Consider the following 25,533-nt stretch of genomic DNA (forward strand, 5'->3'; position numbering starts at 1 on the left):
GTTACTACGCAACATGCAGTCAATCAGTAGGTACGTCATTATTAATGAGATTGAAAAAAGGAAAATCATCATTAAATTGTTCTCTTTACCGCTATTAATTCAATTCTACATAATATTTACACTCGGCTACCTAAACATAACGCCACAACTATACAATTACGAAGCAATACGCGCATCAGCAATAGCATTTATGGTAGGGCTCTTTCTACTCTTAACACCAATAATAACAAATCAAGTAAAGCAGGCAATAAACGACAAATATTACGCAGCAACACTACTAATATTCCTGGCAATAACCTACGAACTAACCTACCTAGCCACAGTACCACCATACTACGGATTAAGCCTAGGGGCAAGCCTGGACACGGCAACATACCTACAATCCTTCGCCTCACTAACGTACTACAGGCAATTCCTGGTAAGCTTCGTAGGACCATTCTTTAGCGTTCACGCATCACCAATACTACTCCTAATATACCCAATCTACGAGGTATACCCATCAATATTCACATTAATGACGATACAAGTCGCAATACTAATGCTACCAATACCACTAATGTACAAACTAGGCATGAAAATACTCAACAACCCAAAGCATGCACTGGCCACAGCACTACTATACATACTATACCCATGGATAATAACCGCATACGCACCATTCGAAATAGTCACGTTGGCAGGGTCATTCATGGCGATGACACTAATAACCATGTACCTAAATGACAAAAAGGCTTATTGGGCATCATTAACCCTAGCCATGGCATCGATAGAATACGTACCATTATTCGGCATCGGACTAAGCATATACCAAGCACTATCAAAAGAACATAGAAAACTAGCCCTACTAACATTCATATACTCAATAGCATGGTTAATAGCTGACTACTACCTGGTAATGTACTTCAGCGGGTGGACACACAACATATTCTCAAACCTATATGGAGCAGCCCTAAGCTCACTGCTAACAAACATAACAAACAAACTACTAAACCCCAACACCACTAAGGCGCTCATTGTAGATCCGCAAACTCGCATGGTCATGGACACAACCAATGTACTAAGCGGCATAATTCAACAAGCCACCTCTCAATACAACATAAAGGTCCAATACGTGATAGAGGTATTTGGACCCCTGGCATTCATAAACTTCCTCGAACCACAAACAATACTACTAATGCCCTGGCTAGCGGCATTACTAACAAACTTCACACCATACTACATACCAAATGTATACTACACAATCCTCATAAGCGCAGTCGCACTGCCGGCAACAATATGGGCACTAAGGAGGCTAAAGATTGAAACGAGGAAGAGAGCACTAACGGCACTACTAATAATAAACACAATAACGGGACTACTCATGGGACCACTAACACCACTCTCCGGGCTATACTACGGAAACACAATACCAAACTGGAACACACCAGTGGCCAACCAATACGACCTAGCCATGATACAACTAGCCAACTACATACCATGGAACGCATCAGTAGCCGTACCAGCCACGGCAGTCCCCTGGTACTCAATAACAAGGTACGGATGGGGAAACCACGGAGTACCATTCCTCGGACCAAACAATAATACTCAGTACGTGGTTTACTCACCACTCGTGCCAACAGGATACCCGTACAGCACTGGAGACAGTGAATACGGCCCATACGCCTTTGATGATGGCGCATGGATACTGAAGGCAAACTACACAGGGCCAATAAAGATAATCAACGGGTTCTACTACGAGAACACCTACGTAATAAACCCAGTACTGCCAGGTACGTGGCAATACCCAATAGCCCAAATACCACCAACAAACATAACAATACAAATAACCACAGAAACAAAACCACAACAAGCAATAACACTACTAAACACAACACTACTCAAAACACAACTACAACAACCCCAGGGGATGTCCTGTGCCAATGTACTTGGCCCAGGGTTCAGTGAAATAATCATACCTGGAGGCACTTACATTGCACAATCAATAACTATAAACGAAACAACAAGAATAAGCTCAATAACAGTATTCACATCATATGATACTAGCCTAGCCACAGCAGAACTAGCAACAACATCATCATTGGTGCTTAATCAAGAAAATACAATATATACACACACCTTTGGAACGCCATGGTGGTGCTTACCACGTTCCTGGACAACACCAATAACAGCAAACCCAGACATAACCCTAAAACCAGGAACATACTACATAATACTAACATTCCCAATACAAGGACAAACAATATGCGAACAAATACCAAACACACCAAAGGCACTACTCATAAACGCAACAACAGGACAAATAATAAAACAACTACCATGCACCCTAGGAACAATAATAACAATACACCTACAAAGCAGTCTCCAAACAGTACTACCAATAAACGTAACGATGAGTATATTAAATTATACGATCACAATGAATGGAAACCAGGAAATAACGATGAGTACTAAAATCAAGAATACACAAAGTCTATCACTAACAATAAACATGCCAGAGATAAAGCCCAATGCGCAATTGATTATAAAGTTAAAAGTAATAACGCAGGACACCGTGGAGCCACTAACACCATGGTATTTAATACCGACAATAGGATTAATACCAACATATTTATCGCTAATATTGGCGATGTTAATCCTTAATAAGTGAGGAAAATAATATCATTAGCAATGAATATTAATTGTAAAATGCCTGAAGGGTTCATAAAGCAAATGATTAAGTACGTATTTGATATTCGTGGAGTAACATTAATAGATAATATTCGGTTATTTACAAATATACCCATAATAAACGGACTTAATTATATATTATATAAATTAAACATAAATATATCATATAGTTTCTTGCAAAATCAGTTAATATTGATAAAATATCGTGATAAAGACTATAGCCCAAAATTTCTAATCAGACCATATAGCGGTGATTTATATGACGTATTATCTGAGAAGTACGAGCTAAGTAATTGGTTATCTCCCGTACTAAATGAAATTAGGAATGCAATTATTGTTGATGTCGGAGCATATATAGGTGGCTATACCGTTAGGGCTTGTAAAAAGGCTGGGCAGGTAATTGCCATTGAACCATTAGAGGATGCCGTACTTTTGCTCCGTAAAAATGTAGAACTTAATGGATGTCAAAATGTGAATATAATCAAAAAGGCAGTATGGAAGGAAAAGGGCATAGTTTTAATGAAGCAGGCTAAATTTAATGAGGGAGGGTCGGCCATAAGCCCTATTGGCGACATTATGGTTGAAGCAGATACCCTCGATAATATAATAAGGGAATTAGGAATTAGCCACATAGACTTTCTAAAGATTGATATTGAGGGCGCTGAAGCAGAAGCAATACAAGGAATGAGGGAAACCCTAAAGATTACGGATTATTTAATGATAGAGCTAAGATCTAGCACATTATGGCTAATTAATGAGCTAAATAAGTTAGGGTTTAAGGTATTAGATTGTGTAAATTATGGCAACTTTATTAACGTGTTTCTACACAATGAGAATAAACTAAATAATACACACTTATAATCCCAGTATTAGTAAGCCCATGCCATCCTACGGATTACTAATATTTAATAGGAATGACGTAGTTGGTACGCTTCGCCTTACTAGATTATTTAATAATACCGTAGATGAAATCGTGATTATAGACTCATCTGACCCACCCAAGTATAGGGAGCTCATGAATCGATAACGAAGTATGGATCGAAGGCACGGTATTTGGAGCTATACCATTGGTACATGGAGAGTCCCTTAAAATATAATGTAATGGAGTAATGTATAGATATAGGCTAAGTAAAATAAACATTAATTACGTGTTACCTCTTAATGCTGATGAAATACCCAATGCTAATCTTATACTTATTTTATATACTATGAATTTAAGGTAGTCCTTTACATATCGTTGCAACGTTCAATTATCCCCTAAAGTAATACCGCAGATTTTAATAATTCAATTGCACAGAAATATAATCTAGATTTTTCTATGTAAACTTTAAAATTATAGTATTTTTACCTTTTAAGTTGATTAACATAAAATTATAAGATATAATCTTAGGTACTTTATTTTTACTAAATTTAACTTATTAATCTCTGTTATTGCTTAATATATATCTATAAATACCTGAACTTAATGCATAGACTTAAGGAGATAAGTTTTATAAGGTAAAAATGAAAAAATTGTATTATTAATGATAAAGTTACGGGAATAAATATATGTAATGAGACTATAATTCTCAAAAGCAATGGGCATTGAATTAAACCTTAAAAATAGTCATAAGTCATAGTCGTAATGAGCATTACTTTATCGATGATTGTGAAGAATTCTGTAAGTCGTATTGGTCCGAACATATTTAAGAAGGTGTTGTTCAGTAGTTTGCAAGTTCCTTATGACACGATAATACTTGTTGATGATGGTAACGACAATACTAAGTTAATCGTTAGAGATTTCGCCAGTGAGCATAATAAAGAAATCTTAATACTACGTAGCCCTTATGAAAAACCTACCAGGGCATTAGCGCGTCAAATGGCAATAAACGCGTTCTTGGAGAATACGGTTAGTGAATGGTTATTTTTCTTAGATGATGACGCGATATTAAGACCTGGTTGGTGGGAAGTCTCTAAAGAGTTAATGAAAGACCCAGCCGTGGGTGAGATCTGGGGTATTAATTGGGATCTTGATAATAGGAGGAAGGAATACGTGGAACTACTAGGCGACTCGTACAAGGAATACCTAATAAGGGCGTTCCAAATAAGGGGCGGAACACACGACACATTATATAGGAGAGATGCAATAAGAGATGTAATAATACCGCACTGGCTCCATGTTTATGAAGATGCATGGTTGCATCACTACGTAAATTGTAAAGGGTGGAAAAGCGCAATAAATGAAATAGGTATAATACACCTAAATTCACCGATAAGCTCAGGTTTTATGAGTGATGCGCAGAAGACGATTATAAAATATAGATTGTTACTTAAATATGGGATTGATACTGATGAAAAAGTAAAAATAAGGATTAAGAATTCTCAAGCAGTTAGGTTAAGGTATTCAATTTCATGGTACGGAATAATATACGGTACTGTAAGACACATGATCTATCTTTTATACGGTTCAATTAAGCAGTTTCTTTACGCTTTATCAAAATCAAAGGGATTAATCGATTGCAATAATATTTTACATGAATAATTATTTCGAGTGAGTTTGCTTGAAAATCTTTTTAACTTTCTGAGATAGACTATTTACATGCAGTTAATTCCATGATATATGGTAGAAAGTGAATCATAAAGATTATGGCTATATATCGAATATTTAGGCTTCGTTAATAATATGAAGTACGAAATCGTCACTATCAATATATTCCATCTCATAGTGATTATTTTCCTTAACAATATCAGAAGCCATGGCACTTAAGACATCGGTAATTACTTACAGGATACGGGGTCCTTACTCAATATTTAATAACGTTAATAGCGTAGAGTTTATTAATGAATTTAATGAAAGATATTTGCTGAAGAACTAGTCAATTTATGTAATGATAATTATAGCTTTATATGTAATTATGTAATAATATTGATACTTATATTGCAAAATATTTTTCATGGGACTTGGTTGTTAAACAATTAATAAAGCTAATTGAAAATAAATTATAAAATATGTATTATCTAAATTTCATTAAGTTTCTTAAAAACATAATAATTATCATACTGGCACAATGTTTATGAAGACGTGCGGTTTATTACCACTGTGAATTATAAGAAGCGATAGAAAGTAATGTAATGAAATATGTATAATGCATTTAGCTTAACACTCATGAATTTACTAGCATATTATGCGTAACTTTTACTCGTCCTCTTACCATAAGTGCTTCCTTTATTAAATCATAAATACTAACCTTAACATAAGGCGCTTTATAGAGATTCAGAGTTCCTAAGACTGATCTGAGATAGTTTCCAAGTCTTATTCCATCAATATAACCGTAGTACTTTAAGCAAAAATCATCTTTAAATAAACATAAAATTTTATTACCAATACTTCGCCTGATCATTAACAAATGCTTCGTAGTATTAGAATATTTAGTTTCTACGATTATGCTTAACGCAGTAAAACTCCTTATTACATATCGAGATATTAATGGACCTCTCGTAGTCATACTAGTAAAATGCAATCCAGCATTTATTGGTATATACATAGATTTATATCCCATGTTCCACAATACTAATCCTAGCAAGACGTCGTCTAGATATAAGAATGTTTCGTCTATGAATGGTTTGCCATTTGGCATCGTCCTCCTTACGACGTCGACCCTCACCACCATGTATGCTCCATCTGAGTATGTCACATGGTGCTCCTTATTGATTCCTGGGCATTCGTCAATTACGAATCCATTACAAATATCGTCAAAGAACCATAGCTCATCACCCCACCCTCCTGCTGAATAAATAATTCTTCCATCGCCATAATATATTAATCCGCTTACTGCAGCTACCCCCTCATTGCCTTCCATGTGCTCTATTAGTTTGGTTAGTGATTGTGGTGTTGGTATTAGGTCGTTGTTTGCGAAGGCTACGTACTTCGAGTCTGGGTCCCTGGCTTCCCAACCAACGTTCATGCCGCCAGCGTACCCGAGGTTCCTCTCATTGCGTACTATCTTAACCCTAACACCACTCGGCCTCTTCTCCTCAATGAACCTCCTAATACGCTCAAAGCTACCATCCGTGGAGGCATTATCAACAACAACCAACTCATAACCATCAAAGTCAAGGCTAAGGAAGGAATTAAGGCTCTCCAGGGCAATGTCGATGAACCTCATGCTATTGTAATTAAGCCAAACCACAGACGCCCTAGCCACAGCATTCATGCCAATGATAATACATTTAAGCATTAACGTTATGATTAACCAATGGGCATTATTAGGGATTTAAGTGTGGCATTGGCCAGTAGGCGTTTATTCAGTAATTGGCTTAGTGCTGGCTTTAAGTACCTCCTCACTAGGCATGGGTTGGGTAGGGACTTCGTAACCGTTAAGTGCGGTGACGCCAGTTATAGGCTGAGCCCAGGCATGTACTCATTCATCATTAATGCATACCATGATGGCCTCATTACTGAATTTAAGTGCGGTGGTTCCATGGAGCTCCTGCTTGGCGGCATTGCCAAGCTTGTAATTAGTAAGAATGGTGATGAGTTGTTCATAGCACCAGATGGTATTAAGCTTCGTGGTGAGGATTCCATGGATTTAACCGTGCTCTTCGAGACATGGCTTTACGAAATCCACTTCCTCGGCTTTAATCTTGATGGTTGGCTTGTTGTTGATATTGGCGCTTACATAGGCGATACACCGCTCTACTTCGCTAAACGCGGCGCCTTCGTTGTGGCAGTCGAACCTGTCCCATACCACTTTGAGGCTATGCTCAGGAATATTGAATTAAATCCTGAACTCAAGTCAAGGATATTACCGATAAATGCTGCCATAGCTGATAAGGATGGAAGTGTTGAAATAGCAGTAGAGGGTAGGATTGATGGTGAAGCCTCCATATTTAAGAAGGGTAAGGGTGTTAAGGTTAGGTCATTTACGTTAAGTTCACTATTAAACCACGTTAGGAGCTTGGGGGTTGACATTAATGCCTTTAGAGTTAGGGCTTTGAAGATGGATTGTAAGGGTTGTGAGTGGGATGTGGTGAGTAATGAGTTAAACACCCTAAGGCTCTTCGACGTACTAAAGATTGAGTATAGTGGATACTTGAGGAATTACACGGCTGATGAACTAATGAACAGAGTCGAATCAGCGGGATTCAGGTGTAGGAGGTACGCACACAACCAAATAGCCGTGAGAATCGGTTTGGATAGGCATGGGATGCTTTCGTGCTTGAGGGTGTGACCATGTGCAATGTGGCCGTTCTCGAGTTCTTCCACAACAATACCGAGCCAGGTGAATTCCTCGGTAAGGCGGTTCTTGAGGTTGGTAGTAGGTATGTTAATGGTAGTGTTAGGCCATTCATTGAGAGGTTCCTAAAGCCAAGGCTGTATGTTGGTATTGACCTTGAGCCTGGGCTCTTCGTTGATGTTGTCACGCCGGCCGAGTTCATGGTCAATGTCTTTGGTGTTAATAGGTTTGATGTTGTGGTATCCACGGAGTTGCTTGAGCATGTCCGTAATTGGAGGGTTGTGGTTAATGCCATGAAGCTTGTGTTAAAGCCCGGAGGACTCATATTCATCATAACAAGGTCTAGGGGTTTCCCATACCACGCATACCCCTTTGATTTCTGGCGTTATGAGGTTGGTGACATGGCTAGGATATTCAGGGACTTCGAAATAATAACCCTAATGAGGGATCCAATGGAACCCGGCGTGTTCCTGAAGGCTAGGAAGCCAATGAATTGGAGGCCAGCAGATCTCTTCAACATTGAGCTCTACTCAATGATTTTGGGCAGGAGGACTCGAGACATACCAAGCCTAGACGACATGCCAATACTGAGGAGGGTAACCCTAACAATACTAAACTCAAGACTCGCAAGCACAATGCCAGGCACACTGAGGCGGCTACTAACGAGGGCAGTATCCTAACCCAAAACACGTAACAACATAAAAATACCAAGTAGCATAGTTACACTGCAAGGATTCACCAACGAGATGAAATGTGTTTAAAGTATTGGATGTTAGTACTTTAGTTAATAAACAGCACTATAATTGTTGGTGGGAGTGCCAGGCTTATTTATGCGTTGGGTTGAATGGTGTTGAGGGTATTGTTAAGGTCGTGAATGCTGGTTTATGGTTTAGGGATATCGGTCCTTTTACCTTGATATTGATAAGTCTAGTCCTGGATTAGGATCGAGAATGAAGAGCGCCATGGGCCAGGGCTTTATGAAGCTAGGTTCTCGATATGGTGAGGTGGGTTATTTTGTTGTTAAGTTTGATTGTGAGGGTTGTGAGTACTCACTACTTACGCTACCACGCGATATTATTAGTTATGGTGATGAGCATGTTATGGAGGTTCATGGTACACCATCGCCAATAATTGATAAATTGAGCGAGTGCGGTTTTAAGGTTAATGTGGTATTTCCAGGTACGTACTCAATAATTCATTTCCACAAAAAGCTTTAAGGTGGTTAATCATCGCAGGGTGAAGGAGGTTGTGTCAGCAGTCTATCACGTTGATGGGACTGCGAGACCACAGACGGTTGCGAGGGACGAGAACCCAACTTGGTACGAACTCATAAAAGCCTTCAAGGACCTGACTGGCGAGGGCATTATACTGAACACAAGCTTCAACCTAGCAGGAGAACCACTGGTAGAAACACCAAGCGACGCCCTAAAATCCTTCGCCCTCGGAGGACTAGACGCAATATACATACAAGGCTGGATAATAAAAAAGAGGTGAAAAATAATGAGGGCGTTCAGGATTAATGAGGTAAAGGTATTTTATGATGAGGAGTTGGACGGAGGCGGGACGAGCTTTGGTCAACTTTACGTACCTATAATAAGGAGACTTATAGGAAGATCTAAGGTATGTTTTGAAGCATTCTCAGGCCCAGCCTTCATAGGCTTCTCCCTATTGGTCCATGGCTTATGTGAGGAGTTAGTGGTTGCCGATATAAATCCTGAGGCCATTAATTACGTTAAACTAACGGTTGATGAGAATAAGTTAAGGGGTAATGTGAGGTACTACATTTCAGATGTACTTGATGGGATTCCGGAGGATGAAAGGTTTGATTTGGTGGTGGGTAATCCACCGCATTTCAATGAAAATACGGTTAGAAATTACTGTAGAATCGTTAAATGCAATGAAATTGAATTATTAAAATCTTATGACGCTGGGTGGAATTTACATAGGAGGTTTTATTTGAATATTCATAAGTATTTAAATAATGGTGCAAACGTAATACTAGTCGAAAATACCGAAGGATCTGACGTGAAGGATTTTGTAGGGATGATAAATGAGGGAGGGCTTAAGTATGTTGGAGTTATAAAACCGGAACTGGAGGATATAATGCAGGCACTGTATATATCCATAAGAGGATGGAATGTTAATAGGGGTCTTTCAAAGATAGTGAAGAGGTTACCGTATGATGCATATAAGTTAGCATTTACACTTGGGCTAAATATTCGTTATAAACCACTTATAGATTATATTAGTTCTATGTCAAAATTCTATTTTGTATGGAACAGAAAATCAACCTAATTGACCCTTTTTAATAATCATAAAGCCGGCAACTCGATCTTTAGCGATAATTCTTATAACTGATAATGTTAAAATCACGGTAACGTCGGACATTTAGACATTGGGATTAGAGTTTAGTTCCTGGTAGGTTTTATTCGTTGAATCACGTTAGGCTTTATTATGTGTGGGTTCGTGAGTATGGTAGGGATGGGGTTTGGGTGTTTTGTGGGTTTCATTAGGCGTGGTGGGTTTGGTGATGCCCTGCTTGATTTTATGTATTCGCTTAGGAATTATTTTGACGTGTTTATGCATAGGCTTGGGTTGTTTGACTTGACGATGGAGAAGGGCTCTGGATTGATTAAGGAGTTGTTGAGTAGATCGAGGTTTAATGAGCCGTTTTTCATGTTGATAAACATTATGGAGGCCCATAGCCCATACCTACCTAGTGATCTCGGTGATGATCTTTACAACAGCGTTATTGCTGATTGGATTCTTAATCGTGGTGTTGATGTTGATGTGGTTAACGCATTGAGGCTTAGGTATGGTCTTCACGCTGGATTTGCTGTCGAGAGGGCTATTGAGATTGTTCATGACCTAAGCCGTTACCTGGACAATACCTTATTCATTGTTACCTCGGATCATGGTGAATTACTTGGTGATGGTGGTTTGGGCCACGGTTATTTCCTGAGGAATGGTTTGCTTAGGGTTCCGTTCTGGGTTAGGTGGCCGGGTTGGTTTAGGGTGCCTAGGCAGTTGGACCGTTCGTAAGTTTGACGGGGATTCCGTCAATAGTTAGGGCTGTGATTAATGATGATGAGGATTATGTGGTTGGTACGAGTATGGCGATCGCCGAGAGCTTCGGGTTAATCCCTTATCATAAGGTAGACGTTAAGTCCATAGGCACTGATGAGTTGATGGAATTCTTTAGCCACAGGATTAGGGTCTATATAGGTGGGTGCGTTTTTACGTATAACGAGAGTATGGAGACCGTCGAGGAGGGTGGTTGCGAGGGGTCTGTGGCTGGGAGGATTGCTGAGGTTGCAAAGTCACTGCTTAATTCGGGGCCAGTCACCTAGCTGTTTCCAACCCCTATGTGTTAGTACTCGATGAGGGTTCTTGGGCTTGTGCTTCTCATGGTTTTTGCTGTGTTTGTTTTGTGCGTGTTTCTGGGCTAGCTTTACGAGGGCTTCCACGTGCTTTAAATCCCTCGCCACCTGGCTTGGCTTCAGTCTGGCTTCGTGAAATCCCTCCACGTGTAGGAACCAGGCGGCCCTCCACCAAAGCCTAACCTCCTCCCCACCAAGCCCATCACTTATCGAGTCAACAGCACTAAAGAGTAATGTGGCAGTCCACCTAGGCGGTCAAAAACGCACTCCAAGCCTGGAACGCCCTACCCGTGGCATTCCTAACCAAGCCCTCGCTAAGGAGCTTCAGGGCCGGCTCAGCCTCGATTAAGGTCTCTAAAAGCCTGGCACCTATGTAATCCTCGGTAGTCGGCTTGGGCGGGGACCTCTCAAGGGACTTCGGCATCCACGATTTACTACCGTACTTCCTCCCTTAAATACTTATATTGAGTGTGTATTGCGGTGCGTTCGTTGACAACCATCAACCACTACCCAGGCACTCCCAACACCCTCCTAACCGCCTCCCTATGCAGTGGTGTTTGCCAGGCTAGGTCTTTTCCTATCCCTAGTTCTGGGTCTTTTTGTGGTGGCGGTTCTCCTGTCCAGTACCATGGGTCTCTCCGCTCCGGTATTTCCGTGATTAGGTTTTGTTCGAGTAGTTTGTTCATGAGTGGTATGCCGTCTCTGGTCATGAGTGTGTCTGGGTCTTCAATTGCCTTAATTAGTAATTGCCTCTCCCCATCGCTTAATGATGCTGTGAATGCCTTGAGGTTTTTGCTAATTATTAGATCGCTGGTTACCTTCTCGGTATTCCAACCAGCCCTGTATAGTTCTACCAGCATCTTTGGGTTTCCGCCTGTGATTCTCCAAATAACGTCGAAGTCAGGCTTATCGCCGGGTAGTTGCTCGTATAATTGCTTGAATCCCTCCCTTGGCATGTTCCACATGGGCCTCATGTTTGCCCACCTGTGACGCCCAATTTCCCTCTTTGAAACCCCCTCACTCGTGGCTACCACCGCAATGACTATGTCGTATGTCCTTGGCGGGTACTCAATCAAACCCAGCAGGCCCTTCACGTAAATCGCCACCTTGTCTAGACCTATTGCCTGGAATACGTCGTCGGCCAGTACCGCCACCTTCTTTGCGCCTGCCTTCATGATTTCCCTGGCCATGTCCACCACGGCCCATGCAACCCTCACCCAGGTATTGGCCGTGGCTTCCCTGAGTATTTCCATTAGCCTTGCCTTGACATCTGTTATTCCGGTTTCTGCCATTGCCTCCTTCTCGACTGGATTTACATAAACCACATCGAAGTTCAACTCCTTAAGTAACTCAACGGATTGTTTTAGCCATGTCGTTTTCCCACAACCCTCAGGTCCATAAACTACCTGATCCGGGTATGTACCCTTCTCGGCCTATTCCTTAACACGTCTCATTATTAGGTCTCTGTCCACTAACTCGACCGCTAGATTTGCGAAGTTTAGCTTGATCCTTCTTACTGTGTTTGATGGGTTGTTCTTTGTTTATTTTTCTTTCCTGTCTTAGGTTTTGGTGTCGTCATGTTCCTTAGTGTAGTTATTGATGCCTGGTTTCATGTATTTGCCATTCTATTACCGCTCCGTATATTGTGCCTGTGTTCAGTTCTTGGCTCTCCTGTGTCTCCTTGTCCGTGTTCACGTCAACGACCAGGCTTCTCAGTCGTTCATTAAGCACCACCGGTAGTGCTGTAATGGTTAACTCCTCGTCATCGACTAAGGCCTTGATTACCATGGGCTTCATTGAGGTTATTTCGAAGTCTAAGTCGAGGTAATTATACATTAGGACCACTTATACGGTAGGCCCTACCCTAACCCTACTTATGAAGCGTGCTAAGTCCTTGTCTTCGGGCTCGATACTTATGTACACCAGCCTACCCTCCTCATCAATGCCAACAGTGATGAGGGCCAAGCCCTCCTCAGACTTAACGGGTGACCTATCGCTGAGGACTATCAACACATTACCAAACTCCCTATCAACATTTACCTGGATGGGCGGTGGAATGGGGTAATTACTCAATCCTTGGGCTACGCCACCGGGGTTACCGAGACTAATGGACATACTAGGTTACTAGGTAATGAACTTAATCCGAAATAAATACTTTATCCGATCATTGATGGTCAATTCATTGTATCATGAACCGAGGAGCACGATGAAGGATGAAACCTAAGCAAGGAAAAGGCGATGTGAAAGCCGCAGGTACTGCCGTCAATAAATCCGAACCCTAAGCCCTCTTCAGCACTTGGCTTCATGGCGCTGTGAAGCAGGCTTAACTATGGAATGCCTAATCTTACTTTCCCATAAATGCTCATCAACATTTTAATCGGCTCTACGAGATCCTTGGGCCTGTACTTGCCCCTGCTCAATGCCTTGAGTACATGGGTAGTTCCAGGTCTATTGAGGGTCATTAAGGGCTGTTCTCTAAGTCTTGGTACTTTAGGTGTTTTCTAATTGCTTTTGGATGCTTTTTAGTGCTATTAGGCGTGCCGATGCCGTGTGCCTGTCCAGACCGTGTTAGTGGAAAAATTATAAGTCTTTGAAGTTATAAGCCCTTTGGTGACCTCGGGGTTCCGAGAGCCGCAGTGCCGTGAGCCACTGCGGTGAGGGGCTCCGAGCGGAAGCGTGATGAACCACCTACCGTGATTAAAAGTAATCAAACACGGTAGGCGGGGAACGCTTTGGCTTATTAACTTAGATCGGTTAAAATTTAAGTAGATTTAGTGCTATAATCGCTTGGTTTGGTTTAATTATGAGCTTAGTTATCGGGCGGGGGTTAGGCGAGTTGGAATTTCAGGAGTTGAATAGGAGGTTGATTTATGCGTTGTTCAGGCGTGGTGCTGATGTTCTTGAGTCGTTGAGGGATTGTGTTGGTGAGGACTGTGTGACATTGGCTAGTGAGGTTATGCGTGATGTTGATGCTGACATTAATTACATCATTGGCAGGATTAGTGATAGGTGGGCTGTGATTGATGTGGTTGTTGATGGCGCAAAGATTATTCATTCAGTACTTAGTGCGTTTGCTGGGTATGGTTTATTGAGTACTGATTTTAAGGTGATGCTTGAGGAGCTTAGGATTAGTGATAATGATGATAATGGTACAAAGATTAGAAAGGCGCTTAATCTATATAGGAGCTTGGGTGGTATTCTCATGCATATGGCTTGCAGGGCTCGTTACAAGGGTATTAGGGTTGGGAGTATGCTCATTGATAAGTACCTATTACTTCTGGGTATGGCCATTGATAATGCCCTCATTAATGAGTTCAATAATGCGAAGCATCTCTTGGCTGCAGCATACTTGGCTCTTTACGGTAAGGAGACTGAGGCAAGCATTGTGCTTAAGGATGTGGGGTTTAATTACGATGCAGTTGATGCGTTCTTAGGAGCATGTGCTATATTTTCGGAAATGTACGAGCATGGAATACGATTCACGGAAGATGATTTAAATGAGGAATTAGGATGAGTGCGTTATTCATCGATACAAGTATCCTCGTTGAATATTACCTGTGCACACACGATACAAAGTACCTAAATGAGCATTATGCATCTTGTACCTTATTGATAAACACCGTCTTTAAAATCTTGGAAATATGGTAATAAGTGGCTTAGTTAAGAGGGAGTTTCTATTAAAGCTTGTTGACAGAGCCGTTGAATCTGTCGTGATTACAGTTCCAATAAATCAAACACTTGAGGATTACGTGGATTACTTGACCGATGGCGTTATTTCAAGTCTTAAAATAAAAGTCATCAATACGGATAATAAAATCCTAGATATTGTATACCAATTGTATGGCATTGTCAAACAGCTAGTTAAAGATGGTAAGAAAAAAGTGCTAAGGGCTTTAGGTAGGGATGCCATTAATGCGGTTCATGCCAGTATGATTAATGCCACATTCATAACTAAGGACCATTCATTCGTTGATGCTCTGAAAAAGTTATCTAATAATGTTAATTGCAATGAGAGTGTGATGCCTGATTTACGTATTACGAATTGTTCATTAACAATAATGCTGGGTACCACGCAATTAAAAATACATGTAATGCTCCCTGTGAACCCTACTATAACTAAGGAGTAGAGATACACCGTTGCCACTATAATCCTCAATACTAAATATCCGTAAAAACGTCGTACTTTATTAACCCACCCTCATTGTACTCAAGCCAAACCCTCACTACATCCGGTCTAAACTTCGCTCCGTGAAATCACAAACGTGTAGGTAGTTAGTCGTGCCCTAGGATTTACTGAACCAATTACTAAGTTCATTCAGTGGATCTCCTAAGTTCCGTAGCCATCTCTACCCATTCTCAAGGGTATTTGGTTCATTACCGTTATATGAAGCATTTTTATCTTTAGGGTTTAATCTTTGTTATGCCATCTTACCAGCGTTGGGTTGATTGGCTGGATGAGGCTAGGGATGATTTAGATGCGGCAATTGATTTAATGAGGCTTGGTAGGTACTCAAAGGCCTGTTATCTTGCTCAGTAGGACCCAAACCAATTGGTGCAAGCTATTAATAAAGCCATCAGTGGACTGAACCCCATTGCCATCTTCATAATCGGTTCGTTGGCTCGTGGTGAGTTTGTGATGGGTATGAGTGACATAGACCTGATGGTTATAGTGAGCGGTGAGCCACCATTTAGAGCTAAGGTAATTGGGTCACCACTGGGCGATGTGGAGGTTATGGTATACACACTCGACGAATTCTGCAAACACCACACGGATAACAACATTATGCTTGAATCATTAAGAATCGGCATACCAATCATAAGCGACCCAGAGGAGCTAATGAAGCAGTGTAAGCGATGAACGGCGACCCAACCATTGGGACAGGGTTGCTCAATGACCGTTCGCGTTACCAATAATTAGTAACGCTTTTATAAACCTTTCTCCATGCAAAGCTCCCTGGGAATTCATTTTACTTATTTAGTTACTAATGATTAGTAACGCAATGGGTCAGAGACCGGAGGTTCCCATGTTTGGTTTGGCGAGGTTGCTTGAGGTTATTGAGGAGTTTGAGTCTCGTAAGGGTCGTGATCCCTATACCCGTGAGTTGCTTGGTTACCTGCGTATGTGGGGTTATGGTGAGGACCTGCTACTCTTGGCTTGGAATTTGGGGCTTGTTGAGAGGTATGATGATTATTGTGACCCTAGGACCCAGAGGGTTTGTAGGTTTAATAGGGTTAGTGGAAGGGGTCGTGAGTTTCTGAAGCATTATAGGGCCTTAATGAGACTTCTTGGTCAGTCTGACGGTGATTAGTGACTTACATCACCGTTGAGGCTATTGCCGTGATTAAACCTATTATGAATAATATGCCGAAGGCCCTAAGCACCGCTGGTTCGTAGAGTTGTGGCGCTATGTTTGTGAAGCCCAGGGCCCAGGCTATGTAGAATAGTAGCATTAGGGTGAGTCCAAGGATTAGTAGTGCCTTCCTTAGCCTTGGCTTGAGTCTCGGCCTTGATGTTAATGGCAGTGCGGCGGCTATTGGTAATGCCGCCAGGCTCATTAATAACGACTTGCCCGGTTCCTCGAGTGCCTTGATGACTGTTGGTGTTGGGCAGTGCGTTGGTTCCATGGGCTTTATTAATATTGGGTTTACGGTGATGTTCGTGAATATTACCATTGCGTTTGTCTTTATTAGTAGGTCTATTGATGAGTTAATCCATTCATTAACCGTAATCACACCCCTCAGTACGTATAATCCGCCTCTCGTTATGTTTGTAGCTATTGATTGATTTGCTACGTTCATTGATACTAAGAACCATATGGATCTTGTGGGTGTTGTCCCGTTTATCGTGTATGTCACAGCGTATGTGGGCGCAGTACTTGGGTAATTAAACGTGGTATTATCACTGATTATTTCCATGCCCGAACCTTCAGTCACGTATAGTATTAATGGTTGGTCCGTACGTATGTTTACTTCGTAGATTCCTGGTTCGACATTGGTGTTTAAGTTGAAGGTTATTGGGTATGGCTTCATACCCTGCGTAATTGGTGGCGCCTCGGCAGTTGAGTCTGCGATTACCTGCCCATCCCTGAGTAGTGCCAATGAGAGGGTGGCTGGTTGGTCTATGTATGAGACTCCGTAAATAATGATGTTGTGGATCCTTCCAGTGATATTTAACCTAAGGTTAAAGGATACCACAGATCCTCTACTCACCGGTAATACCACACCCGTGAGTTGCGTTGACATAAGTTGGGGTATTCGTGATATGTCGATGGCTGTAGCCACTACATACGTACCTGGCGGTATTGTCAACTCACCGGTACTTATCGAGATGCTACTTTGGTATAGCCCGCCAGGTATTGTTATTGAGGGGTGGTTCTCGGTATAGTTTATGGCGTTAATAATTAATTGATTAGCCGCCACGTCATAATCATTCACCACTAGCGGGCCGGTGTAGTCTCTAATCACGAGTTGGTAATCACCGCACACTGCGTACGTACCATTTACCCGGCTGATGGGCATTATATAGCCTATGACCTGCCTACCTGGGTTTATGGCCATTAAGGAGTATGCCGGGAGTACCGTGCTCTCGATATAGCCCCTTGGCGCAAGTGATGCAAGGCCATAAATGTAGGCGTAATCCTTACTTAATGGCTCCCAATTAATGCCCACCTGCCCAGTCCCTTGGTATGGGGGCCACATTGGCGATATCGGCGTGGTCAATGCCGTGATTATTAGGGCTATCGCGAGCGTTAGTACGGCCAATTTATTCTCGCGCAGTTTATGTAGGGCTTCTATGAGCGTTATTATGAGTAGTGCGGGGACTATCGCTGTAAAGCCCATGCCACCAAGTACAGCCGTTACTAGGGCTGGTACTGCCGTGCCCAGGACAGCCAACTGCATGAATGACGTGGTCGAGAGTAAGTAAATCATATTGTTCAGTACTTCCTGCGCAGTCACCACATGGGTCAGCGGGTAGGCGCCGGCTATCCAGTAGTACGTGAATGCTATTAGGCCTATCGTCATTACGTATTGACTCGACTCATTAAACTCCCTCTTAACGAACCAGTGAGTTATTGGGACTAGGACATTGAGTAGGTCCGTGATTGGGCTTAGGAAGGCTAGTAATGCCGATAGGGCTGTACTAACTAGCCTATCATTATTATCGATGTAGTAGTACATGGCTATGGCTAGTGCCGTTGATATTGCTTGCGGTAGCCATGGGTTCGTGATTGAGTTGATCAATGAGGCGTTGATTATTGATGCAAGGACTATGGCGGTTACGGGGCCAATACCCAAACCCCTGACCCTACTTAGTTTATATGTGTAAATTGCTATTAATGAGTTTGTAATCATTATAAGGAGCGCCATAAATACTGGTAAGTAGCCACTCATTGCCAACGGGCCAAGTAATAGGCTTTGCCCAAGATCACCAGCGCCAATACTCGCCAGGCCCAGGGACTTCATAATTAACTCCCCAAGGTCATAATAATAACCGCTCCCATTGAATAGCTGTAGCCAAACGTAGATTATCTCAACCACGCTGACTATGTACGTGATCGCTCCAATTAGTGATTTGGCTATTAATTCACGATTCATGAATGATTATGATTATAATGCGGTACATCTTTAATGCTTTACCTCGATTGAGTGTAGGCAGTGCCTAATACCAATTATTAGATATATTAATTCATTAATTACCTCGCCCAGGGACTTACCACTACTCATTATTGTGATCGGCATTTCAATCCTCAACTCATCACCGACAGCATTAATCATTAATTGACTAAGTACGTGATCACCCCTTACATAGCTCATTAATATATCCATTACTTTACCGAGTTCATTAATCCTTATTATGCATGGCACGTAGTTAATGCCATTAATGACATACTTGCTATAGTCCATGTCGCACTCAACGTGGGTATCCCCCTCATCCCTGATTAGCGTGCTCATTAATTCGGTAACCCGGTATAACTTTTTAAAGGCATGCCTATTTTAGTGGTTTGATGTCATCTATTGAGGAATTAATTACAGGTACCGCGGTTGGGATTAAGGCCAGTGATGGCGTTGTCCTGGCTGCGGAGAAGAGGGTTGCCTACGGGTTCACTATGTTCAGTAGGTCTGGTAGGAAGGTGTTTAGGGTTAATGATAACATTGGCATTGCATCAATAGGCATACTGGCCGATATGCAGGTACTCACCAAGATCGCCAAGGCATACATGTCGCTCTATGCCCTGGACACAAAGACAAGGCCGAGCATTAGGTCGGCGGCTAAGCTCCTTTCATACGTACTATTCTCCAACAGGGTATTTCCATACTTCGTGGAGGTTCTTGTTGGTGGTGTTGATGATGAGGGGCCGCACATGTACATCATGGATGCGCTTGGTTCATTAATTGAGGATGACTATGCAGCCGTAGGTACGGGAAACAAGTTGGCGATTGCGGTGCTCGAGGGTAATTACAAGCAGGGGATGAACGTTAAGGAGGCCAGGGAATTAGCTATTAAGGCAATAAACCAGAGTATCTCCAGGGATCCAGTTTCTGGGGACGGTATTGACATACTTACAATAACGAGGAGCGGCTCCACCGAAGAGACGATACCACTACAGCCATTGCGATTATAAGAAGTGATGTACCCCGTCCTGGAGGGGCACGGCCTCATCGGTGGGCCAATCCCAACTCAGTCGGCCCACGCCGGCGGGGCTGGTAAATAGCATTAAAGTGGAATTATTAGCCTTTTCCATAAAGACTTAATAACCGCCACCATGTGGTTTTACCCGTGATGTGCCTCCACGGGGCTGATGATTGATGAAATTGGTCTTTGCTGATCCTCAAAATGCCCAGTCATTGTTGGTTCATTTTGTGTTACCAACGATTGGTAATGCGGTTTATTGTAGTGGAAGTTAGTGGTGCCATTAATGCCTTGTTTGATGTTGAGGTAGATTTTTATTCGCCAGTTTTCTCCTTTGTTTGATAGTTGTTGTATGGCTTTGATCCTGGTTAGGTATGGTGAGGTTGCAATTAAGGGACCGGGCACTAGGTCAATGATGGAGGGATTGCTCATGCATAACGTACTCAGTGGCTTGAGGAGTATTGGTGTTGATGCTAGGATTGCCAGGTCCCAGGGTAGGTTGTTTGTTGAGGTTCCTGACGATAAGGTTAAGGGCGGCATTAACGTGATTAGTAGGGTCTTTGGTGTTAAGTCATTGTCGCCGGTCAAGGCCTACGTGTTCAAGGACATTAATGACATTGTTGGCGTTGCCGTTAATGAGTGGAGGGACTTGGTTAGGGGTAGGAGGTTCGCGGTTAGGGTTCACAGGGTTGGTTCACATAACTTCACCTCATTGGATGTGGCTAAGGCCGTCGGTGCGGCCCTAAAGCCGTTCAGTGCCGGTGTTGATCTCGAGAGGCCTGATATTGAACTGTTCATTGAGGTTAGGAACGATAAGGCGTATTTATTTACTGAAGTGATTAATGGGCCTGGTGGTTTACCGCTTGGTTCTGAGGGTAGGTTACTGGCTTTGATATCCGGTGGCTTTGATTCACCCGTGGCCGCCTGGTTCATGATGAAGAGGGGTTCCTACGTCGATGCATTGTTCTGCTCATTAGCCTACCCAATTGATGTGATTAATTTCCTCAGGGTTTCACATGAACTATTTAATAGGTGGTCTATTGGTTATGACCCGAGGCTCTTCATAGTCGACTGTTCATCATTGATTAATGAGTTTAGGGCTAAGGCAAACCCACGCATGTGGAGTGTATTGTTTAAGAGGATTCTCTATGAGGTTGCGTCTAGGGTAGCCAAGTCAATAGGTGCCCTGGGCCTTGTGACCGGTGAGTCCCTGGGGCAAGTGTCATCGCAGACCCTCCATAACCTAATGGCCATTGAGTATGGTATTGACCTACCCATTTACAGGCCACTGATTGGGCTTGATAAGGATGACATAGTGGATTACGCTAAGAAAATAGGTACCTATGGAGAGTCCATGAGGACTGAGGAGTTCTGCGCCCTATTCTCCGAGAGACCCAGGACTAAGGTCTCAATTGATGAGTTAAATAATGAGTTGAGGAAGCTCGATCAAGGTCTCATTAATAATCTGCTGAATAGCGTCGTTACATTGAGGGCTAGTTCGGCTGTTAAGGTCATTGATGAGTTAATGCTTGGAACCGGTGATTTGGAGATTGATCACGTGCCAGATAACGCGGTGATCATTGACCTAAGGAGTAGGGACGAGTATGAGACATGGCATTACCCAGGTGCTCTGAATGTCAATATTGACAAACTCGTAAATACAGTCGAATCCCTGGGTAGAAACAAGACATATGTGTTATACTGCAGTAGGGGCTTGAGTAGTAGGTGGGGTGCGCTCGAGCTTAGGAGGCTGGGCTTCAGGGCTTTCTCCATAGACATTAATAGGCTGAGGGGATCACCATGAGAATGTCGAGAGGGCCTAACGAGAATTACGTGAAATCCAGGGTACCCAGGGGTTTCCACTTAGATGTTGCCAGGAAGATCCAGATGGCATTAGCTAGTAGGGTTGTTGAGGAGGACTTAATCAATATTAACAATGTTGACTTGGTGGCGGGTATTGATGTCGCATACATTAACCATAAGGATACGGAGATAGGGATTTCTGTGGCCAGTACGTATTCCATTAGTAGGTCATCAATCATCGAGTGGAGTTGTTGGGTTGGTTCAATAATCTTCCCATACGTGCCAACCCTACTCTCCTTCAGGGAGTTGAAGCCTGTGGTTAATGCATACCTTAGGTTGAGGACCAAGCCCCAGGTAGTTCTCATTGATGGACATGGTAGGGCGCACCCATATAGACTCGGCATTGCCAGTCACTTTGGTGTTTGTCTACGCATTCCTACTATTGGTGTTGCGAAGTCACTACTATACGGTAGGATGGAGGGAACCGAGGGGCCGGTGCTTGACGTAAGTACCAATGAGGTTATTGGATGGACAGTACAATGTGCACCCACTAAGCCTACGTATGTTAGTGTTGGTTATGGGATCTCGCTGGGCAGTGCGGTTAATCTTGTTAAGAGGATGTGCGTTGGCTCCCAAATGCCAATACCAATACTGCACTCACACAATACGGCCAATAGCCTAAAGAGGAGGATCACAAAGAGACTTATGGGTGAGACGACCTTTGAGGAATTGGATAGTGAATGTAAGGCATCAATGGGTAATTACCTATCTTAGGACTAATTAATCACCACTTCTCACCGAGTTTCTCGGGTATTAGTAATTTCTGTCTCTCAATGACGTAGGTCCTGGCATCCCTAATCATTGAATCAATGACTTGAGGATTAGCCCTGGACTTGGCAGAATCCAGTATTGCCCTTGCTGTGTCGACGAGTTTTAGGTCATACTCAACGAGCTTCTCCAGGTTCTCGGGAAAGACCTTAAACCTATCATGCATACCAGCATCACCTGTTGGTGAGCCCCAAACCTCGGCTATCAAGCTCCTTAGGTCGCTGAGTACTGTCTCGTACTGCTGTATTAATGGGTCGAAGGGGTTATTGCGGGCGATCTCCTCCTCAATCCTCTCAATAAGTTTTTGGGCCTCCTCAAGCATTGAGGCCGCTGTCTTCCTGACAAGGAAGTCGTCCTGCCTAATTAAGTCCTTAATCTTATAACCCCTGAAGCCTGGCACCAAGAGTTGGAGTCTCTCCAATGGACTGAGTGGCGACTCGGAAATAGGTGGTTTAACATTGCCTGAGGACATTAATTACTAATTAAATGCTCAATTTTATAAACACTAGCTTGTGAACTGGCGCCTAGCATTCAATCCCAATAACATCCTTACATGAATTAAGCAATTCCCTGTATAAGTGCGTGAGTATCCTGGCAGCCTTAATCTTCGTATCCAGGGCCTCAAGCAATTCATAATAGGCCTTCCTAAGTGCCTCCTTAACCTCCTCTGGCTTTGTCTTCAGGGACAACTCAATGTTAACCGTGTGACACACAACCTTAATAATTGGTTCCTCAACACAACCTGTCAACCTAATAATGACCTTACCCTCATCAACCCTAAACTCAGGAACAACATTCAAACTAGACAGTACCCAGTTACCGCCAATTAATGTTACGCCAGACATATCGTATTAATAATTCACGATTATTTTAAAATACTATACCCTCAGGTGCATTGTTATGATTTTACTTCGCATATTTTGTATATGGTTGCGGTAGTCCTGAGCGTATGCCCCATACGTAGAAGATTATGGCTAGTATTGTGACCGTCACCATATCCCATGGGAAGGATATCAGTATTACAGGTCCACCGGCTGTTTGGCCAATGTACGTCATGAGCGTTAATATGATTATGTAGACTATATACCACGCCGCATTCTTGATGTGCTCCTTAACTTTATAGATTAGCCCAAAGATTACCGAGGCAATAAATACGAAGGCCATAGCATATGGGACAGCGGGCCATCCAGACCAATACACTATGTAACTGGCACCTATAAACGCCACTAAGCCTATCCAGAAACCGCCAGGTAATTTAAACACTGATCCTTTACTTTGCCTCCTCGAGACCATCATAACTACCGGGTTTGTTAAAAAGCCCATGTAACCCGCTACCACTGCGTCGTCAATTAACCCGTAAACGCTTGGTATTGGGGCTGTTAATATTGCCAATAGTATACCTATAATACCGAATGTTATTAATGACCAGTAGGGTATTGCGTATTTTTCGTGGATGAACCTCATTAAGTCAGGTACGTACCTAGACCTACCCATGGCGAATAGTATCCTAGTACCACCACCAAGGTATATATAACCAACTATGAATGGACCCAGTATTGCAACGATCAATGTTATTATGAAAACCCAAGCAACCCCGTAAGTACCACTCAGGTAGAGAAACGGATTAGTCTTACTAATAAATACTAGGCTTCTCCAGTCACCAGGTGTTACATTCAACTTAGACCAATTAATGGCACCAACAAAGGCTGTGCTGAACAAGATATAAATAAGCACTTGAGCAACCACAACAAGAATTATGGCTAGTGGTAAATCCTTGCGTGGATTCCTCATTTCCTCAGCGAAGTCAGGTATAACCCTAACACCACCAAAGGCAAACATTCCGTATGGAATCGCCATGAACATTGCTGCTAAGCCGTACGGTAAGAAGCCGCCCTTAAGACCAGTGAAGTTGCTTGGTATGAATACTGTGGCCATAATACCAATTGCGACCAGTAAGTATAGGATTAACTTAAACGTACCCAGCGTTATATTTGATATGCCAAAGGTCTTAACGCCGAAGTAATTTAATGGAACCATTAATAGTATTAACACGGCAGCAACTACTGCACCAAGCAATGTGGGCGTCCCTGTTGGAGTTAGTAGGTTGTGTGCGAAGTAGTTTATTCCGTAAACTACTGCAATAGCTTCAATTGGTGGTATGAATAAGTACCAGAGCAGGTCGGCAAAAGCATTGATCATATTGGTGATCCTACCATGTGTATATAACGAGTACCTAGATGGCCCTCCAGCCTCTGGGTACACAGTCCCTAGCTCTGCATACGTAAGCCCTATGAATGAGTAGAAGATTCCGCCGAGGATCCAGGCCAAAATAACCGCTGGTCCAGTCATTACAGCCATCTTAGCAGTACTAAATAGTATACCAGTACCAATCGCACCAACAAGCCCAGTCATCGTTATATGAGACAACCCTAATTCCCTACGTAAACCGACACCCTGCCTATTTTGTTTATCTTCTGGCTTTGCCACATTATGTCAGCAATTTACCGTTTTTAAATTTTACCCAAGTTTATATATAAAATTTAGTAATATGTTTTATTAACTTTAATAGTTATTATTTAAACATTAAATAATTCATGGAATTTCCTAGAAAGTGTGTATTTGATTATGGATGGTTCCTGCACTTTTCCTTCGAGTACTTTCTTACCGTTGATTATTAATGCGGGTAGGTCAAATACGTTATATTCCCTTAATTCATTAATTATTGGTATGAATTCGGCCGGTCCCTCGCCGCCCAGTAACATTCCTAGGATTATGTCTATGTAATCCCTGTTTATTTTGACTGAGGTGAATCTAATGATACTCCCGCTTGTCCTCAACTCATTCGTTACCTCGTTAATTGCATCTCTAATGAACTCTAAATACTTATTATCTCTGCCATCGATCATGTATAGCCTAATGTTGATCAGCATTCAATTAATAATAAACAATTAATAACTAATAAACCCTACTATTCATTGAAAATAAAATTAATCACAAAGCTAAATTC

29 protein-coding genes and 2 pseudogenes are annotated in these 25,533 nt (G+C 42.3%); 19 read left to right on the forward strand and 12 right to left on the reverse strand.

Annotation, left to right across the window (positions count from 1 at the left end):
• The first annotated feature begins 13 nt into the window (after positions 1–13).
• The 3 genes from Vsou_RS03705 to Vsou_RS03715 all read left to right on the forward strand — a co-directional run bounded on the left by Vsou_RS03705 (position 14) and on the right by Vsou_RS03715 (position 5,188).
• Positions 14–2,647 carry a DUF2079 domain-containing protein gene (locus tag Vsou_RS03705; RefSeq protein WP_188602558.1) on the forward strand — a complete coding sequence of 878 codons (2,634 nt, stop codon included), beginning with the start codon at positions 14–16 and terminating at the stop codon, positions 2,645–2,647.
• Positions 2,644–3,528: an FkbM family methyltransferase gene (locus tag Vsou_RS03710; RefSeq protein ID WP_229709703.1), complete on the forward strand. Its 885-nt coding sequence runs from the start codon at positions 2,644–2,646 to the stop codon at positions 3,526–3,528. The genes Vsou_RS03705 and Vsou_RS03710 overlap by 4 nt, the downstream gene beginning before the upstream one ends.
• 763 nt (positions 3,529–4,291) lie before the next feature.
• Positions 4,292–5,188 (forward strand): glycosyltransferase, encoded by an 897-nt coding sequence (locus Vsou_RS03715; RefSeq protein ID WP_188602557.1) that lies wholly within the window; start codon positions 4,292–4,294, stop codon positions 5,186–5,188.
• Positions 5,189–5,810: 622 nt separating this feature from the next.
• On the opposite strand, the gene Vsou_RS03720 is transcribed toward Vsou_RS03715, so the two are convergent.
• Positions 5,811–6,884 carry a glycosyltransferase gene (locus Vsou_RS03720; RefSeq protein ID WP_188602556.1) on the reverse strand — a complete coding sequence of 358 codons (1,074 nt, stop codon included), beginning with the start codon at positions 6,882–6,884 and terminating at the stop codon, positions 5,811–5,813.
• Between the two features lie 18 nt (positions 6,885–6,902).
• On the opposite strand from Vsou_RS03720, the gene Vsou_RS03725 reads away from it, so the two are divergent.
• From Vsou_RS03725 to Vsou_RS03760, 8 genes are all read left to right on the forward strand, one after another.
• Positions 6,903–7,877: an FkbM family methyltransferase gene (locus Vsou_RS03725; protein WP_188602555.1), complete on the forward strand. Its 975-nt coding sequence runs from the start codon at positions 6,903–6,905 to the stop codon at positions 7,875–7,877.
• Positions 7,862–8,563, forward strand: a complete 702-nt coding sequence (locus tag Vsou_RS03730) for a methyltransferase domain-containing protein (RefSeq protein ID WP_229709702.1) — start codon at positions 7,862–7,864, stop codon at positions 8,561–8,563. Before Vsou_RS03725 ends, Vsou_RS03730 begins: the two co-directional genes overlap by 16 nt.
• Positions 8,564–8,636: 73 nt before the next feature.
• The gene (locus Vsou_RS03735; protein ID WP_188602554.1) at positions 8,637–8,825 is read left to right on the forward strand and encodes a hypothetical protein; all 189 of its coding nucleotides are present in this window, start codon (positions 8,637–8,639) and stop codon (positions 8,823–8,825) included.
• An 8-nt stretch (positions 8,826–8,833) separates the two neighbouring features.
• Positions 8,834–9,100 (forward strand): hypothetical protein, encoded by a 267-nt coding sequence (locus tag Vsou_RS03740; RefSeq protein ID WP_188602553.1) that lies wholly within the window; start codon positions 8,834–8,836, stop codon positions 9,098–9,100.
• Between the two features lie 19 nt (positions 9,101–9,119).
• On the forward strand, positions 9,120–9,377 hold the full coding sequence (locus Vsou_RS03745) for a carbamoyltransferase C-terminal domain-containing protein (RefSeq protein WP_229709701.1): 258 nt from the start codon (positions 9,120–9,122) through the stop codon (positions 9,375–9,377).
• Between the two features lie 6 nt (positions 9,378–9,383).
• Complete coding sequence (locus tag Vsou_RS03750) at positions 9,384–10,178, forward strand: methyltransferase (RefSeq protein ID WP_188602552.1); 795 nt, start codon at positions 9,384–9,386, stop codon at positions 10,176–10,178.
• 177 nt (positions 10,179–10,355) lie between these two features.
• Positions 10,356–10,925, forward strand: a complete 570-nt coding sequence (locus Vsou_RS03755; protein WP_229709719.1) for a sulfatase-like hydrolase/transferase — start codon at positions 10,356–10,358, stop codon at positions 10,923–10,925.
• A 2-nt stretch (positions 10,926–10,927) separates the two neighbouring features.
• Positions 10,928–11,233 (forward strand): hypothetical protein, encoded by a 306-nt coding sequence (locus Vsou_RS03760; protein WP_188602550.1) that lies wholly within the window; start codon positions 10,928–10,930, stop codon positions 11,231–11,233.
• On the opposite strand, the pseudogene Vsou_RS13275 reads toward Vsou_RS03760, so the two are convergent.
• From Vsou_RS13275 to Vsou_RS03785, 5 genes and pseudogenes are all read right to left on the reverse strand, one after another.
• A pseudogene (locus Vsou_RS13275) lies at positions 11,204–11,500 on the reverse strand (PaREP1 family protein); the annotation flags it as partial. The gene Vsou_RS03760 and the pseudogene Vsou_RS13275 overlap by 30 nt on opposite strands.
• Positions 11,501–11,510: 10 nt before the next feature.
• Positions 11,511–11,687 (reverse strand): PaREP1 family protein, encoded by a 177-nt coding sequence (locus Vsou_RS03770; protein WP_188602549.1) that lies wholly within the window; start codon positions 11,685–11,687, stop codon positions 11,511–11,513.
• A gap of 82 nt (positions 11,688–11,769) precedes the next feature.
• Positions 11,770–12,684: pseudogene (locus Vsou_RS03775) on the reverse strand (ATP-binding protein); the annotation flags it as partial.
• 172 nt (positions 12,685–12,856) lie between these two features.
• Positions 12,857–13,099 carry a hypothetical protein gene (locus Vsou_RS03780; protein WP_188602655.1) on the reverse strand — a complete coding sequence of 81 codons (243 nt, stop codon included), beginning with the start codon at positions 13,097–13,099 and terminating at the stop codon, positions 12,857–12,859.
• A gap of 9 nt (positions 13,100–13,108) precedes the next feature.
• Complete coding sequence (locus tag Vsou_RS03785; RefSeq protein WP_188602548.1) at positions 13,109–13,378, reverse strand: hypothetical protein; 270 nt, start codon at positions 13,376–13,378, stop codon at positions 13,109–13,111.
• A 721-nt stretch (positions 13,379–14,099) separates the two neighbouring features.
• On the opposite strand from Vsou_RS03785, the gene Vsou_RS03790 reads away from it, so the two are divergent.
• From Vsou_RS03790 to Vsou_RS03810, 5 genes are all read left to right on the forward strand, one after another.
• Complete coding sequence (locus Vsou_RS03790; RefSeq protein ID WP_188602547.1) at positions 14,100–14,777, forward strand: hypothetical protein; 678 nt, start codon at positions 14,100–14,102, stop codon at positions 14,775–14,777.
• A gap of 127 nt (positions 14,778–14,904) precedes the next feature.
• Complete coding sequence (locus tag Vsou_RS03795; protein WP_054843505.1) at positions 14,905–15,390, forward strand: hypothetical protein; 486 nt, start codon at positions 14,905–14,907, stop codon at positions 15,388–15,390.
• A gap of 293 nt (positions 15,391–15,683) precedes the next feature.
• Positions 15,684–15,800 (forward strand): HEPN domain-containing protein, encoded by a 117-nt coding sequence (locus Vsou_RS03800; RefSeq protein ID WP_229709700.1) that lies wholly within the window; start codon positions 15,684–15,686, stop codon positions 15,798–15,800.
• 15 nt (positions 15,801–15,815) lie between these two features.
• Complete coding sequence (locus tag Vsou_RS03805; RefSeq protein WP_188602546.1) at positions 15,816–16,121, forward strand: nucleotidyltransferase domain-containing protein; 306 nt, start codon at positions 15,816–15,818, stop codon at positions 16,119–16,121.
• Positions 16,122–16,263: 142 nt separating this feature from the next.
• Positions 16,264–16,572 carry a hypothetical protein gene (locus tag Vsou_RS03810; RefSeq protein ID WP_188602545.1) on the forward strand — a complete coding sequence of 103 codons (309 nt, stop codon included), beginning with the start codon at positions 16,264–16,266 and terminating at the stop codon, positions 16,570–16,572.
• Between the two features lie 4 nt (positions 16,573–16,576).
• Here the strand turns inward: Vsou_RS03810 and Vsou_RS03815 are convergent, their stop codons facing one another.
• A complete protein-coding gene (locus Vsou_RS03815; RefSeq protein WP_188602544.1) occupies positions 16,577–18,859 on the reverse strand; it encodes a hypothetical protein in 2,283 nt (760 codons plus the stop codon).
• A gap of 30 nt (positions 18,860–18,889) precedes the next feature.
• Positions 18,890–19,216 carry a hypothetical protein gene (locus Vsou_RS03820; RefSeq protein ID WP_188602543.1) on the reverse strand — a complete coding sequence of 109 codons (327 nt, stop codon included), beginning with the start codon at positions 19,214–19,216 and terminating at the stop codon, positions 18,890–18,892.
• Between the two features lie 53 nt (positions 19,217–19,269).
• On the opposite strand from Vsou_RS03820, the gene Vsou_RS03825 reads away from it, so the two are divergent.
• The 3 genes from Vsou_RS03825 (at position 19,270) to Vsou_RS03835 (ending at position 22,472) form a co-directional block, all read left to right on the forward strand.
• Positions 19,270–19,887: an Ntn hydrolase family protein gene (locus tag Vsou_RS03825; protein ID WP_188602542.1), complete on the forward strand. Its 618-nt coding sequence runs from the start codon at positions 19,270–19,272 to the stop codon at positions 19,885–19,887.
• A gap of 360 nt (positions 19,888–20,247) precedes the next feature.
• Positions 20,248–21,699, forward strand: a complete 1,452-nt coding sequence (thiI, locus tag Vsou_RS03830; protein ID WP_188602541.1) for a tRNA uracil 4-sulfurtransferase ThiI — start codon at positions 20,248–20,250, stop codon at positions 21,697–21,699.
• A complete protein-coding gene (locus Vsou_RS03835; protein WP_188602540.1) occupies positions 21,696–22,472 on the forward strand; it encodes an endonuclease V in 777 nt (258 codons plus the stop codon). The genes thiI and Vsou_RS03835 overlap by 4 nt, the downstream gene beginning before the upstream one ends.
• 10 nt (positions 22,473–22,482) lie before the next feature.
• Here the strand turns inward: Vsou_RS03835 and Vsou_RS03840 are convergent, their stop codons facing one another.
• From Vsou_RS03840 to Vsou_RS03855, 4 genes are all read right to left on the reverse strand, one after another.
• Positions 22,483–22,998 (reverse strand): hypothetical protein, encoded by a 516-nt coding sequence (locus tag Vsou_RS03840; protein ID WP_188602539.1) that lies wholly within the window; start codon positions 22,996–22,998, stop codon positions 22,483–22,485.
• Positions 22,999–23,050: 52 nt separating this feature from the next.
• Positions 23,051–23,371, reverse strand: coding sequence for a hypothetical protein (locus Vsou_RS03845; RefSeq protein WP_054843499.1), 321 nt, complete (start codon positions 23,369–23,371; stop codon positions 23,051–23,053).
• Between the two features lie 61 nt (positions 23,372–23,432).
• Positions 23,433–25,013, reverse strand: coding sequence for an APC family permease (locus Vsou_RS03850; protein WP_229709699.1), 1,581 nt, complete (start codon positions 25,011–25,013; stop codon positions 23,433–23,435).
• Positions 25,014–25,102: 89 nt separating this feature from the next.
• The gene (locus Vsou_RS03855) at positions 25,103–25,456 is read right to left on the reverse strand and encodes a thioredoxin domain-containing protein (protein WP_054843498.1); all 354 of its coding nucleotides are present in this window, start codon (positions 25,454–25,456) and stop codon (positions 25,103–25,105) included.
• Positions 25,457–25,533: the final 77 nt, after the last annotated feature.

The organism is Vulcanisaeta souniana JCM 11219, from assembly GCF_026000775.1.
Classification (GTDB): Archaea; Thermoproteota; Thermoprotei; order Thermoproteales; family Thermocladiaceae; genus Vulcanisaeta; species Vulcanisaeta souniana.